General features: G+C 60.6%; 14 protein-coding genes. 10 read left to right on the forward strand and 4 right to left on the reverse strand.

Features of this window, described 5'->3' with window-relative positions:
* Window positions 1-97: 97 nt before the first annotated feature.
* Both rhlB and V9L13_RS25715 read right to left on the reverse strand, forming a co-directional pair.
* Window positions 98-1570, reverse strand: a complete 1473-nt coding sequence (rhlB, locus tag V9L13_RS25710; protein ID WP_338800871.1) for an ATP-dependent RNA helicase RhlB — start codon at window positions 1568-1570, stop codon at window positions 98-100.
* A gap of 96 nt (window positions 1571-1666) precedes the next feature.
* Window positions 1667-2323 carry an alpha/beta fold hydrolase gene (locus tag V9L13_RS25715; protein WP_338800872.1) on the reverse strand — a complete coding sequence of 219 codons (657 nt, stop codon included), beginning with the start codon at window positions 2321-2323 and terminating at the stop codon, window positions 1667-1669.
* A 468-nt stretch (window positions 2324-2791) separates the two neighbouring features.
* On the opposite strand from V9L13_RS25715, the gene V9L13_RS25720 reads away from it, so the two are divergent.
* From V9L13_RS25720 to V9L13_RS25760, 9 genes are all read left to right on the forward strand, one after another.
* Window positions 2792-3823 carry an amino acid ABC transporter substrate-binding protein gene (locus V9L13_RS25720; protein WP_047292688.1) on the forward strand — a complete coding sequence of 344 codons (1032 nt, stop codon included), beginning with the start codon at window positions 2792-2794 and terminating at the stop codon, window positions 3821-3823.
* 65 nt (window positions 3824-3888) lie between these two features.
* On the forward strand, window positions 3889-5070 hold the full coding sequence (locus V9L13_RS25725) for an amino acid ABC transporter permease (protein WP_103484922.1): 1182 nt from the start codon (window positions 3889-3891) through the stop codon (window positions 5068-5070).
* A gap of 10 nt (window positions 5071-5080) precedes the next feature.
* The gene (locus tag V9L13_RS25730) at window positions 5081-6178 is read left to right on the forward strand and encodes an amino acid ABC transporter permease (RefSeq protein WP_247842361.1); all 1098 of its coding nucleotides are present in this window, start codon (window positions 5081-5083) and stop codon (window positions 6176-6178) included.
* 13 nt (window positions 6179-6191) lie between these two features.
* A complete protein-coding gene (locus V9L13_RS25735; RefSeq protein ID WP_003221897.1) occupies window positions 6192-6956 on the forward strand; it encodes an amino acid ABC transporter ATP-binding protein in 765 nt (254 codons plus the stop codon).
* Between the two features lie 136 nt (window positions 6957-7092).
* On the forward strand, window positions 7093-7752 hold the full coding sequence (locus V9L13_RS25740) for a FadR/GntR family transcriptional regulator (RefSeq protein WP_338800873.1): 660 nt from the start codon (window positions 7093-7095) through the stop codon (window positions 7750-7752).
* The gene (locus tag V9L13_RS25745) at window positions 7742-9028 is read left to right on the forward strand and encodes a CynX/NimT family MFS transporter (protein WP_338800874.1); all 1287 of its coding nucleotides are present in this window, start codon (window positions 7742-7744) and stop codon (window positions 9026-9028) included. Before V9L13_RS25740 ends, V9L13_RS25745 begins: the two co-directional genes overlap by 11 nt.
* Before the next feature lie 216 nt (window positions 9029-9244).
* The gene (locus tag V9L13_RS25750; protein WP_003221901.1) at window positions 9245-9715 is read left to right on the forward strand and encodes a nuclear transport factor 2 family protein; all 471 of its coding nucleotides are present in this window, start codon (window positions 9245-9247) and stop codon (window positions 9713-9715) included.
* A gap of 39 nt (window positions 9716-9754) precedes the next feature.
* Window positions 9755-10057: a GIY-YIG nuclease family protein gene (locus V9L13_RS25755; protein WP_003221903.1), complete on the forward strand. Its 303-nt coding sequence runs from the start codon at window positions 9755-9757 to the stop codon at window positions 10055-10057.
* A gap of 84 nt (window positions 10058-10141) precedes the next feature.
* Window positions 10142-11077, forward strand: coding sequence for a glutathione S-transferase family protein (locus V9L13_RS25760; RefSeq protein WP_338800875.1), 936 nt, complete (start codon window positions 10142-10144; stop codon window positions 11075-11077).
* Between the two features lie 146 nt (window positions 11078-11223).
* Here V9L13_RS25760 and V9L13_RS25765 read toward each other — a convergent pair whose 3' ends face one another.
* Together V9L13_RS25765 and yejK are read right to left on the reverse strand one after the other, a co-directional pair.
* Window positions 11224-11574, reverse strand: coding sequence for a glutaredoxin family protein (locus tag V9L13_RS25765; protein ID WP_003221906.1), 351 nt, complete (start codon window positions 11572-11574; stop codon window positions 11224-11226).
* Window positions 11574-12578 (reverse strand): nucleoid-associated protein YejK, encoded by a 1005-nt coding sequence (gene yejK / locus V9L13_RS25770; RefSeq protein ID WP_003221908.1) that lies wholly within the window; start codon window positions 12576-12578, stop codon window positions 11574-11576. Before yejK ends, V9L13_RS25765 begins: the two co-directional genes overlap by 1 nt.
* 395 nt (window positions 12579-12973) lie before the next feature.
* On the opposite strand from yejK, the gene V9L13_RS25775 reads away from it, so the two are divergent.
* The gene (locus tag V9L13_RS25775; protein ID WP_003221909.1) at window positions 12974-13255 is read left to right on the forward strand and encodes an HU family DNA-binding protein; all 282 of its coding nucleotides are present in this window, start codon (window positions 12974-12976) and stop codon (window positions 13253-13255) included.
* Window positions 13256-13433 lie beyond the last annotated feature (178 nt).

Here is a 13433-nt window from a genome sequence, read left to right on the forward strand (position 1 = left end):
TATGGACTTTTAGTTGTCTATCGCAAGCGCCTGTTGAAAACGCCGGACAAAAAAAGCGCAGTCCGTTGCCGGCTGCGCTTTTGGCGTTACAGGTCGCTTACTGCGGCTGCGGGCGCTTGCGCTCAACCGCACGCAACAGGTGCGTCGGCGGTGTTTCGCAGCTGATCTTGCGTCCGAGTTTTTCTTCGATCGACGGCAACTGGTAGGAGTCGTCTTCGCCGGCGAAGCTGATCGACACGCCGTCAGCGCCCGCGCGACCGGTGCGGCCGATGCGGTGCACGTAGTCGTCCGGGACTTCCGGCAGGGTGAAGTTGATCACGTGGCTGATGCCGTCGATGTGGATGCCGCGACCGGCGACATCGGTGGCCACCAGCACGCGGATCTTGCCTTCGCGGAAGCCTTCCAGGGTCTTGATGCGCTTGTGCTGCGGCACGTCGCCGGACAGCTGCGCGGCGTTGATGCCGTCGCGCACCAGACGCTCTTCGATGCGGCGCACTTCATCTTTGCGGTTGGCGAAGACGATCACTCGCTCCCAGCCGTTATCGTTGACCAGGTTGTAGAGCAGTTTGTACTTGTCAGCCGCGGCCACCGCATAGATGTGCTGCTCGACGTTTTCGTTGGCCACGTTGGTGATTTCGATTTCGACGATTGCCGGATCGGTGGTCCATTGCTTGGCCAGGTTCATCACGTCTTCGGTGAAGGTCGCGGAGAACAGCAGGGTCTGGCGTTCGCTTTTCGGCGGGGTCTGGCGAATGATCTGCCGCACTTGCGGGATGAAACCCATGTCGAGCATGCGGTCGGCTTCGTCCAGCACCATCACTTCGACCATGTCCAGGTGCACGTCGCCGCGCTGGTTGAAGTCGAGCAGCCGGCCCGGGGTGGCGACGAGAATGTCGCAGTGGCGCGCTTCGAGGTGCTTCAGCTGTTTGTCGAAGTCCATGCCGCCAACGAACGTCATGACGTTGAGGCCGGTGTACTTGGTCAGGTCGGCAGCGTCCTTGGCGATCTGCACTACCAGCTCACGGGTCGGCGCGATGATCAGCGCACGGGGTTCGCCCATGTAGCGTTCTTTCGGCGGTGGCGTCTGCAACAGCTGAGTGATGATCGAGATCAGGAACGCGGCGGTCTTGCCGGTGCCGGTCTGCGCGCGGCCGATGGCGTCTTTGCCGGCGAGGGTGAAACCCAGCACCTGCGCCTGGATCGGCGTGCAGTATGGAAAGCCCAGATCCTGGATGGCGTGCATCAGTTCCGGAGCGAGTTTGAAATCGTGGAAGCGGGTCTTGCCTTCCTGGGGTTCGACGACGAAGTCTTCGAGTTTCCAGGGAATGACCGGTGCCTTGGGCTTCGGTTCGCGGCGCGGTCTGGCCGGTTTCGCTGCTTCGGCGCGGGCCGGTTCGGCGGCGATGGCGGGTTGCGGCTCGGGCTCGGGTGTCGCTACCGGTGCCGGACGTTCAACCTTGGGCGCATCGCTGCGAGGGCCGGGGGCGTGCGACGGCGCACTGGGAACTGGCGCGAGCTGCTCAGCCTCGCTTTTACCGAACATTTTCTTGAGTGCTTCGAGCACGGTCATCTCATCAATTGGTTAAGGAATGTACGCCGGCCAGTGTAATGCAAGAAACGGGCGCGGCGTAGTGGGATGATCAAAGCGGTCCGGCAAGCGGCCGAATCAGCGCAGGCGCTCACTCAGCCAGACGCCGATGTCGCGAATTTCTTCGGGTAACACTTCGTGCTCCATTGGGTATTCCTGCCATGTCACGGTGACACCATGCTTCACCAAGTGCTCATAGGCACTGCGGCCCATGGCGTTCTGCACCACGTTATCGAACTGGCCGTGCAGACACAGCGCGGGAATGCGCTGCTGACTGGCGGAAAGCTCCATCTCGTCGGTGAAGGTCGGGGCATAGGTGGAGAGGGCAAGTACGCCACCCAACGGACCTTGCCACTTTATATAAGCGGTGTGCAGAACGACGGCGCCGCCCTGGGAAAACCCGGCGAGAAAAATCCGCGAAGCGTCTATTCCGCTGGCGCGCTGCGCTTCGATCAATTTGACGATGCGATCTGACGATTCTTCCAGTTGCTCACGATCAATTGCCCGCGCCGGGCTCATGGCCTTTATGTCGTACCAGCTCGGCATCGCGTAACCGCCATTGATGGTGACGGGCAGGGTCGGCGCTTGCGGCAAGACGAAGCGGGTCGTCAGCAGGCTTTCCTGCAGCGCTTCGGCGACCGGCAGGAAGTCATAGCGGTCAGCGCCGAGGCCGTGCAGCCAGATAACGCAGGCGTCTGCGGGCTTTACGGGTTCAAGAATCAGGGGCTCGGTCATGGCTGCTCCAAAAATGTGCGGGCGCTCTCAATAAGTGCGTGATTTGCGTGCGCGCCCGGTCGATCAGTTAACAAGATGTCGCAAGGCTACAAGTTTTGCTCTTGACCTGTCGCGCAATCGCTTCAGCAAGCGGTGTGGTACGGGCTTTGCTATGGCTCTCAGCGTGCAACCGATCTCGCGTGTGGCGGTAACACTATCAGTGTACGACTTGCGACGGGATTGCAAAGAATCCGGTGATGGATGTTCGCCAATGGCCGCTACGGGCAAAGCGAACGTGAAAGGGCTACAGCCCGTTCGGCCGACTGGTGAGAAGTGAGTTGTCCATGATGTGGATTTTCTCCTACTAGACTCATAGCGAAGGTCTTACGTCGGTTGACCCCAAAAAAAGCCAACACGGGTCAACAACGCCTCAAAAGGGTGCGACTGGACTCAAGCTCCGACACAACAAGAGCAAAACTGGAGGTTTGAATGAAGATGTTGAAATCCACTCTGGCGGTCGTGACTGCGGCAGCAGTACTCGGCGTCAGCGGGTTCGCTCAGGCGGGTGCAACCCTGGATGCCGTGCAGAAGAAAGGTTTCGTGCAATGTGGCGTGAGCGACGGTCTGCCGGGTTTCTCGGTACCGGACGCTTCGGGCAAGATCCTCGGGATCGACGCTGACGTTTGCCGCGCTGTGGCCGCTGCGGTATTCGGCGACGCCAACAAGGTCAAGTTCAGCCAGTTGAACGCCAAGGAGCGCTTCACCGCGCTGCAGTCCGGCGAAATCGACCTGCTCTCGCGCAACACCACCATGACCAGCTCGCGTGACGCCGGCATGGGCCTGAAATTCCCGGGCTTCATCACTTACTACGACGGCGTGGGCTTCCTGGCCAACAACAAGCTGGGCGTGAAGAGTGCCAAGGAACTTGACGGTGCAACCATCTGCATCCAGGCCGGTACCACCACCGAACTGAACGTGTCCGACTACTTCCGTGCCAACGGCCTGAAGTACACCCCGATCACATTCGACACCTCCGATGAAAGCGCCAAGTCGCTGGAATCCGGTCGTTGCGACGTGCTGACCTCCGACAAGTCGCAGCTGTATGCACAGCGCAGCAAACTGGCTTCGCCAAAAGACTACGTGGTACTGCCGGAAACCATCTCCAAAGAACCGCTGGGCCCGGTCGTGCGTAATGGCGACGACGAGTGGCTGGCGATCGTTCGCTGGGTTGGCTACGCGCTGCTGAACGCTGAAGAAGCCGGCGTGACGTCGAAAAACGTATTGGAAGAAGCCAAATCCACCAAGAACCCGGATGTCGCTCGTCTGCTGGGTGCTGACGGTGAATACGGCAAGGACCTGAAACTGCCGAAGGACTGGGTTGTGAAAATCGTTTCGCAGGTCGGTAACTACGGTGAAATCTTCGAGAAAAACCTCGGCAAGAGCACTCCGCTGGAAATCGACCGTGGCCTGAACGCGCTGTGGACCAACGGCGGCATTCAGTACGCACCACCAGTGCGCTAATGGTTCTATCACCCGGCGGGCCAACCGCCGGGTGATGTTCTGTTCCATTTCTTCCGGGGCACTTCATGCAAAATTCAATCGGCGCACCAAAGCAGAGGTTCAGCCTCAGCGATCCGCGAGTGCGTGCGTGGCTGTTTCAGATCATCACCGTCGTGGCGGTGGTCGCCATGGGCTGGTATCTGTTCGACAACACCCAGACCAACCTGCAGCACCGGGGCATCACTTCCGGTTTCGGCTTTCTGGAGCGCAGTGCCGGGTTCGGCATCGCTCAACACCTGATTTCCTACACCGAAGCGGACAGCTATGCCCGGGTGTTCGTGATCGGTTTGCTCAACACCCTTCTGGTGACCGTCATCGGCGTGATCCTGGCGACCCTGCTGGGCTTCATCATCGGTGTGGCGCGGCTGTCGCCGAACTGGATCATCAGCAAACTGGCGACCGTGTATGTGGAAGTGTTCCGCAACATTCCGCCGCTGCTGCAGATCCTGTTCTGGTACTTCGCGGTGTTCCTGACCATGCCGGGACCGCGTAACAGCCATAACTTCGGCGACACCTTCTTCGTCAGCAGCCGGGGCCTGAACATGCCGGCCGCGCAAATGGCTGACGGCTTCTGGGCGTTCGTCATCAGTGTGGTGCTGGCCATCGTCGCCATCGTGCTGATGTGCCGCTGGGCCAACAAGCGTTTCGAAGACACCGGCGTACCGTTCCACAAATTCTGGACCGGCGTGGCGATCCTGCTGGTGCTCCCGACCCTGTGCGCACTGATCTTCGGCGCGCCGCTGCATTGGGAAATGCCGCAACTCAAGGGCTTCAACTTCGTCGGTGGCTGGGTGCTGATCCCGGAACTGCTCGCGTTGACCCTGGCGCTGACCGTGTACACCGCCGCGTTCATCGCGGAAATCGTCCGTTCGGGGATCAAGTCGGTCAGCCATGGCCAGACCGAAGCGGCGCGTTCGCTCGGCCTGCGCAACGGCCCGACCCTGCGCAAGGTGATCATTCCGCAAGCCCTGCGAGTGATCATTCCGCCGCTGACCAGCCAATACCTGAACCTGGCGAAGAACTCGTCGCTGGCTGCCGGTATCGGTTATCCGGAAATGGTTTCGCTGTTCGCCGGCACCGTGCTCAACCAGACCGGTCAGGCGATCGAAGTCATTGCCATCACCATGAGCGTGTACCTGGCGATCAGTATCAGCATTTCCCTGCTGATGAACTGGTACAACAAGCGCATTGCGCTGATCGAGCGGTGAGGAAACGCGCATGACAACCCATACTTTCAAACCCGACATGCCACCGCCGGCCAAGGTCTTCGGCCCGATGGCATGGATACGCGCCAATATGTTCTCCAGCTGGCTCAACACCCTGCTGACCCTGTTCGCGTTCTACCTGATTTACCTGGTGGTCCCTCCGATCCTCAGTTGGGCGATCCTCGATGCCAACTGGGTCGGCACCACCCGCGCCGACTGCACCAAGGACGGCGCCTGCTGGGTGTTCATTCAGCAGCGTTTCGGCCAGTTCATGTACGGCTACTACCCGGCGGAACTGCGCTGGCGCGTCGACCTGACCGTGTGGCTGGCGGTGATCGGCGTGGCACCACTGTTTATCAAACGCGTGGCGCACAAAGCCGTGTACGGCCTGGGCTTCCTGGTGATCTACCCGATCGTCGCGTGGTGCCTGCTGCATGGCGGCGTGTTCGGCCTCGACGCCGTGGCGACCAGCCAGTGGGGCGGCCTGATGCTGACGCTGGTCATTGCCACCGTGGGTATCGCCGGCGCTTTGCCGCTGGGGATCATTCTGGCGCTGGGCCGTCGCTCGAACATGCCGGCGATTCGCGTGGTCTGCGTGACCTTCATCGAGTTCTGGCGCGGCGTGCCGTTGATCACGGTGCTGTTCATGTCCTCGGTAATGCTGCCGCTGTTCCTGCCCGAAGGCATGAACTTCGACAAGCTGCTGCGGGCGCTGATCGGCGTGATTCTGTTCCAGTCGGCCTACGTTGCCGAAGTGGTGCGCGGCGGTCTGCAAGCGATCCCCAAAGGTCAGTACGAAGCGGCTGCGGCGATGGGCCTCGGTTACTGGCGCGCGATGGGCCTGGTGATTCTGCCGCAAGCCCTGAAGCTGGTGATTCCGGGCATCGTCAACACGTTTATTGCGCTGTTCAAGGACACCAGCCTGGTGATCATCATCGGCCTGTTCGACCTGCTCAATAGCGTCAAGCAAGCCGCTGCCGACCCGAAATGGCTGGGCATGGCCACCGAAGGCTACGTGTTCGCCGCCCTGGTGTTCTGGATTTTCTGTTTTGGTATGTCGCGCTATTCCATGCATCTGGAACGCAAGCTCGACACTGGCCACAAGCGTTAGGAGTTCTCGGTAAATGAGCGAAGCAATCAAAAAGCCTGTGGGCCCTGAAGGCATTATTCAGATGCAGGGCGTGAACAAGTGGTACGGCCAGTTCCACGTGCTGAAAGACATCAACCTCAACGTCAAACAGGGCGAGCGTATCGTCCTGTGCGGCCCGTCGGGTTCCGGCAAGTCGACCACCATCCGCTGCCTCAACCGTCTGGAAGAGCACCAGCAGGGGCGCATCGTCGTCGACGGCGTGGAACTGACCAACGACCTCAAGCAGATCGAAGCGATCCGCCGCGAAGTCGGCATGGTGTTCCAGCACTTCAACCTGTTCCCGCACCTGACCATCCTGCAGAACTGCACGCTGGCGCCGATGTGGGTGCGCAAGATGCCCAAGCGCAAGGCCGAGGAAATCGCCATGCATTATCTGGAGCGCGTACGCATTCCGGAGCAGGCGCATAAATTCCCGGGGCAACTGTCCGGCGGTCAGCAGCAACGTGTGGCGATTGCTCGCGCACTGTGCATGAAACCGAAAATCATGCTGTTCGACGAACCGACCTCGGCCCTCGACCCGGAGATGGTCAAAGAGGTGCTGGACACGATGATCGGCCTCGCCGAAGACGGCATGACCATGCTCTGCGTGACCCACGAAATGGGCTTCGCCCGCACCGTGGCCAACCGCGTGATCTTCATGGACAAGGGCGAAATCGTCGAGCAAGCAGCGCCTAACGACTTCTTCGACAACCCGCAGAATGACCGCACCAAACTGTTCCTGAGCCAGATCCTGCATTGATCTAATTCAGGCAATGAAATAAACCCGGACCTGTTCCGGGTTTATTTTTGCCCGCGATTTGCCCCTTGTGCCGATTCGGCTGCCTGACTACCATGTCAGGAAATTCATCCTATGATTGGATGAAAGGGCGAATTTCATGACAGACATCTCACCTTTGATCAAGCGATCCCTGGTCGATCAGGCCCTGGATCAGCTGCGCCAGCGCATCACCGATGGCGTGTGGCAGGTCGGCGCACGGCTGCCGACCGAGCCGGAGCTGTGCAGCGAGTTGGGCATCAGCCGCAACACCGTGCGCGAAGCCATGCGCGTGTTGGCGTTTTCCGGGCTGATCGAAATCCGTCAGGGCGACGGCAGTTATCTGCGCGCAGTGGTCGATCCGATGGACACGCTCAAGGCGTTGTCCCGTTGCTCGCTGGAGCAGGCGCGCGAAACCCGGCACATCCTTGAAGTCGAGGCGATTGGCCTGGCCGCGTTGCGCCGCACCGATGAAGATCTGGTGGCGCTGCGCGAAGCGCTCGGCACCAGCGGCAGCCACTACCACGGCGATCTCGACACTTACATTTCCTGCGATCTGGTGTTCCACCGCCGTCTGGTGGACGCCGCGCACAACCCCACCCTCAGCGAGTTGTATCGCTATTTCTCCAGCATCGTCGGCGCGCAATTACGCCAGACGCTGAACATCGTCCCGCGCCGTCAGGAAGTGTTCGACCTGCACATCGAGTTGCTCGATGCCGTCGAACAACGCGACCCGGAACGGGCCAAAGCCATATCGAGGCAGTTGATCAATGAACCTTGAAACCGAGAACAACCTCTCAACCCCCAAGCGCACGGCAGAACTCGAAGAGCTGCTGATCGACGCCGAGGCTGACGACGAACAAGTGCAGCAAAGCCATCCGCTGGTACGCCGCCCGTGGCTGTTGCTGCTGGGGCTGATTCTGGTGGCGCTGAACCTGCGCCCGGCGCTGTCGAGCATGGCGCCGCTGCTCAGCGAAGTGTCGAAAAGCCTTGGCCTGTCTGCTGCGCAGGCCGGTTTGCTGACCACGTTGCCGGTGCTGTGCCTGGGCCTGTTCGCACCGCTGGCGCCGATACTGGCGCGGCGTTTCGGCGCTGAACGGGTGGTGCTGGGGATTCTGCTGACCCTGGCCGCCGGCATCATTGTACGCAGCAACTTCGGTGAGATCGGCCTGTTCGCCGGCAGCGTCCTCGGTGGCGCAAGCATCGGCATTATCGGCGTGCTGCTGCCGGGCATCGTCAAACGCGACTTCGCCAGACACGCCGGAACCATGACCGGCGTCTACACCATGGCCCTGTGTCTCGGTGCGGCAATGGCTGCGGGTTCGACTGTGCCGTTGAGCGAGCACTTCGACAACAGCTGGGCGCTGGGCCTGGGTTTCTGGGTGATCCCCGCGCTGGTGGCGGCGCTGTTCTGGCTGCCGCAAGTCGGGCAGAAACACGGCGCGCACCACGTCGCCTATCGGGTGCGTGGGCTGTTGCGCGATCCGCTGGCCTGGCAAGTGACCTTGTACATGGGCCTGCAATCGTCGCTGGCGTACATCGTGTTCGGCTGGTTGCCTTCGATCCTGATCGGTCGCGGGCTGACCCCGACCCAGGCCGGGCTGGTGCTGTCCGGCTCGGTGATCATCCAGCTCGCCAGTTCGCTGGCGGCGCCGTGGCTGGCGACCCGTGGCAAGGATCAGCGGCTGGCGATCGTGGTGGTGATGGCGCTGACCCTCGGTGGTCTGTTCGGTTGCCTCTATGCGCCGATTGAAGGCCTGTGGGGCTGGGCGATTCTGCTGGGCCTGGGGCAGGGCGGTACGTTCAGCCTGGCGCTGACCTTGATCGTGCTGCGCTCACGGGATTCGCACGTCGCGGCGAACCTGTCGAGCATGTCCCAGGGCTTCGGTTATACGCTGGCTTCGATGGGACCGTTCGCGGTCGGCGTAGTGCATGACTGGACGGGCGGCTGGAATGCGGTGGGCTGGATTTTCGGCATCATCGGCACCGGGGCGATCATTGCCGGGCTGGGTGCCGGCCGCTCGCTGTACGTGCAAGTGCAAAGCGAAAAAATCTGACACGATTGTTTTAAATGTGGGAGCGGGCTCGCTCGCGAAAGCGTTGTTCAGTCAAGATTGATGGCGACTGATTCACCGCTTCGCGAGCAAGCCCGCTCCCACAGGTTTAGGAGTGTTTGGAGATCTTATGTGGTATTCGTTGCACGAATGCCGATAGTGTTTCTGCGATTTGCAGCTTATCGTGCTGGCAATCTGTCCATTTCCTGGAGTTTGCCCATGAGCGAAGCCCACGCCGCCCTGATCACCCGCTTCTACCAGGCCTTCCAGCGCCTCGACGCCGAGGCCATGGCCGCCTGCTACACCGACGATGTGGTGTTCAGCGATCCGGCCTTCGGTGAACTGCGTGGGCGCGATGCCGGCGACATGTGGCGCATGCTCACCACCCGCGCCAAGGACTTCTCCCTGACTTTCGACAATGTCCGCGCCGATGAACGCAGCGGCGGCGCGCACTGGGTGGCGACTTACCTGTTCAGCCAGACCGGCAACGTGGTGATCAACGATATACAGGCGCGCTTCGTCTTTCGTGACGGCAAAATCTGCGAGCACCACGACCACTTCGACCTGTGGCGCTGGTCGCGGCAGGCGTTGGGTTTCAAAGGCTTGCTGCTGGGCTGGACGCCGCTGGTGCGCAACGCCGTCCGTGCGCAGGCGCTGAAAGGGCTGAAGGCATTTCAGGCCGGTCGCTGATAAGATCGCGGCCTGTTTCCTACACGTCCAGATCCCGAAGTGACCAGCCTCAGCGAAAAACCACTTGATGTCGTCGAGCCAGTGAGCAAGTCCTGGTTCGTCTACCTCGTGCGCGCGGCCAACGGTTCGCTGTATTGCGGGATCAGCGACGACCCGGTGCGCCGCTTCGCCAAGCATCAGAGCGGCAAGGGCGCGCGCTTCTTCCTGTCCAGCCCGGCGATGGCGCTGGTCTACACCGAACGTTGCCGCGACAAGAGCGATGCGTTGCGTCAGGAACGCTTGATCAAGAAGCTGCGCAAGAGCGCCAAGGAATGCCTGGTCGCGTCTTATCAATCTGACTGATCGGTTCCCATCAGCCAGATCTGTAGGCTGCTATCCAAATGCACGCTAAGCTGCTGACTCACTTTTTGTGCGGCGGAGCCGAGCATGTCCGAGTTGATTCTGCATCATTACCCGACCTCTCCATTTGCCGAGAAGGCTCGTCTGCTGTTGGGCTTCAAAGGCTTGTCCTGGCGCTCGGTGCACATCTCGCCGGTGATGCCCAAGCCGGATCTGACCGCGCTGACTGGCGGCTACCGCAAGACCCCGGTGTTGCAGGTCGGCGCCGACATCTATTGCGACACGTCGTTGATCGCCCGTCGTCTGGAGCAGGAAAAAACCCTGCCGGCGTTCTTCCCTGAAGGTCAGGAAATGACCAGTGCCAGCTTCGCGGCGTGGGCGGATTCGGTGGTGTTCCAGCATGCGGTCAGTCTGGTGTTCCAGCCGGAATCGGTCGCCGTGCGTTTCGGCAAGTTGCCGCCGGAAGCGATCAAGGCCTTTATCGCTGACCGTGCCGGGCTGTTCAGTGGCGGCAGTGCCACGCGGCTGTCGGCGGAGCAGGCCAAGCATCAGTGGCCAACGCTCATGGCGCGGCTGGAGCAGCAGTTGCAGCGTGAGCAGGGCGACTTCCTGTTCGGTGAGCCGTCGATTGCCGACTTCGCTCTGGCGCATCCGCTGTGGTTCCTCAAGGCGACGCACGTTACTGCGCCGTTGGTGGACGAGTATCCGGCCGTCGCTGCGTGGCTGGGGCGCGTGTTGGGCTTTGGTCATGGTGCGGCGAGTGAAATGACATCCGAGGAAGCGCTGGACGTGGCGCGCAGCTCGACGCCGGCGGCGCTGCCGGATGAGCAGTTTGAAGATCCGAACGGCTTCAAGGCCGGGCAGCAGGTGGCGATTGCCGCCACAGACTACGGGGTTGATCCGGTGGTGGGCGAGTTGCTGTTTACCGGCCGCGAAGAGCTGATCCTGCGCCGCGAAGACCCGCGTGGCGGCGTGGTGCATGTGCACTTCCCGCGCTTTGGTTTCCGCATCGAAGCCAAGTAACGGTTACACACAACATCCTGTGGCGAGGGAGCTTGCTCCCGCTCGACTGCGCAGCAGTCGCAAAATATGCGAACGCGCGCTCGCCCTGAAAAGCGAGGGCCGCTTCGCAGTCCAGCGGGAGCAAGCTCCCTCGCCACAGGTGTGTGTTATTTCAGGGCAGCGAGGATCTCGTCCGGGTCGAATCCGCGAATCAACGTGCCATTCACATCAATCAACGGAATCCCGCGTCCACCCAGCGCCTCATACGCCTTGCGCGCCTCGGCATCCTTCTCGATGTCGAACTCCTGGAACGCAATCCCTTTGCTGTCGAGAAAACGCTTGGTCTGCTTGCAGTAGCCGCACCAGTCGGTGGAATACAGCACGACGCTGGCGTTGGCACGAACCTGCTCCGAGACCATTTGCGACGGGTTGAACACCCGCTCGATCTTGCCCCAGTTCTGATAGACCACGACCACCAGCAGAACCAGTGCGACCTTCTTCAGCACATTACCGAGCATCAGTTGCGACGCTTGAGCTGATCAGTGAGCGAGGTTGGCAGGCCCTTGATGATCAGGGTGCCGGCCTCTTCGTCGTATTCGATCTTCGAACCCAGCAGGTGCGCTTCAAAGCTGATCGACAGACCTTCGGCGCGGCCGGTGAAGCGGCGGAACTGGTTGAGCGTGCGTTTGTCCGCCGGAATCTCCGGCGACAGGCCGTAGTCCTTGTTGCGAATGTGGTCGTAGAAGGCTTTCGGCCGTTCTTCGTCGATTAGCTCCGACAGCTCTTCGAGGCCCATCGGTTCGCCAAGCTTGGCCTGGCTGCTGGCGTAATCGACCAGGGTCTTGGTTTTCTCGCGGGCGGAGTCTTCCGGCAAGTCTTCGCTCTCGACGAAGTCGCTGAAGGCTTTGAGCAGGGTGCGCGTCTCACCCGGGCCGTCGACGCCTTCCTGGCAGCCGATGAAGTCGCGGAAGTATTCCGAAACCTTCTTACCGTTCTTGCCCTTGATGAACGAGATGTACTGCTTGGACTGCTTGTTGTTCTGCCACTCGGACACGTTGATCCGCGCCGCCAGGTGCAACTGGCCGAGGTCGAGGTGACGCGACGGGGTCACGTCCAGCTCATCGGTCACCGCCACGCCTTCACTGTGGTGCAGCAGGGCGATCGCCAGGTAGTCGGTCATGCCTTGCTGATAGTGGGCGAACAGCACGTGGCCGCCGACCGACAGGTTCGACTCTTCCATCAACTTCTGCAGATGCTCGACCGCGACTTTGCTGAACGCGGCGAAGTCCTTGCCACCGTCCATGTATTCCTTCAGCCAGCCGCTGAACGGGAACGCGCCGGATTCCGGATGGAACAGGCCCCAGGCTTTGCCCTGTTTGGCGTTGTAGCTCTCGTTGAGGTCGGCGAGCATGTTCTCGATGGCCGCGGACTCAGCCAGTTCAGAGTCACGGGCGTGCAGAACTGCGGGCGTGCCGTCGGGTTTTTTGTCGATCAGGTGGACGATGCAATGACGGATCGGCATGGGCTTCTCGGCTGGTGGAAGGGAGGAGGGCAGGCTCCCCCGAAAAAGCGCCCAGTGTACCGCAACCACTGGTTTTGGCGCGGGGTGAAGGGCAAATCCGGGGCGGGTGGCGGTCCTTATGCAGTTTTTTACCGATTTAGAGCAATAAACCTGACCAAATGGGTAGCTAGAGGCGGATATTTCCCCGTCTCTGTGCTAGTTTTGCCCGGTCTTACGCGAAGTCACTGCGTTAAGCGTGCAATCAGCATTTGTCAGGTCGAACCAAACCCTGATTTCGGCATCTATAACCCGACTCGTCGTGGTTATCGCCGAGGGTGCCAGATCCAGAAGATCGGGCTCGATGGCTGACACTGCACTCTGCAATCCATATGAATTTGATAGGGAAGGAACACTACATGGCTCTTACTAAAGACCAACTGATCGCCGACATCGCTGAAGCTATCGACGCGCCGAAAACCACCGCGCGTAACGCTCTGGACCAACTGGGCCAAATCGTTGCCGATCAGCTGGAAAACGGCGGCGAAATCACCTTGCCAGGTATCGGCAAGCTGAAAGTGACCGAGCGTCCTGCCCGCACTGGCCGTAACCCTTCGACTGGCGCTGCCATCGAAATCCCTGCCAAGAAAGTGATCAAGCTGGTTGTGGCCAAAGGCCTGACCGACGCTGTGAACAAGTAAGACGCAGCGATAAAAAAACCGTGCACCGGAGCGATCCGGGCACGGTTTTTTTGTGTCCGTTTTTTACTGACACCATAAATCAAATGTGGGAGCGGGCTTGCTCGCGAAAGCGGAGTGTCAGTCGACATGTTTATTGACTGATCCACCGCTTTCGCGAGCAAGCCCGCTCCCACAAGTA

It is taken from the genome of Pseudomonas sp. RSB 5.4, from assembly GCF_037126175.1.
GTDB classification, from domain to species: domain Bacteria; phylum Pseudomonadota; class Gammaproteobacteria; order Pseudomonadales; family Pseudomonadaceae; genus Aquipseudomonas; species Aquipseudomonas fluorescens_H.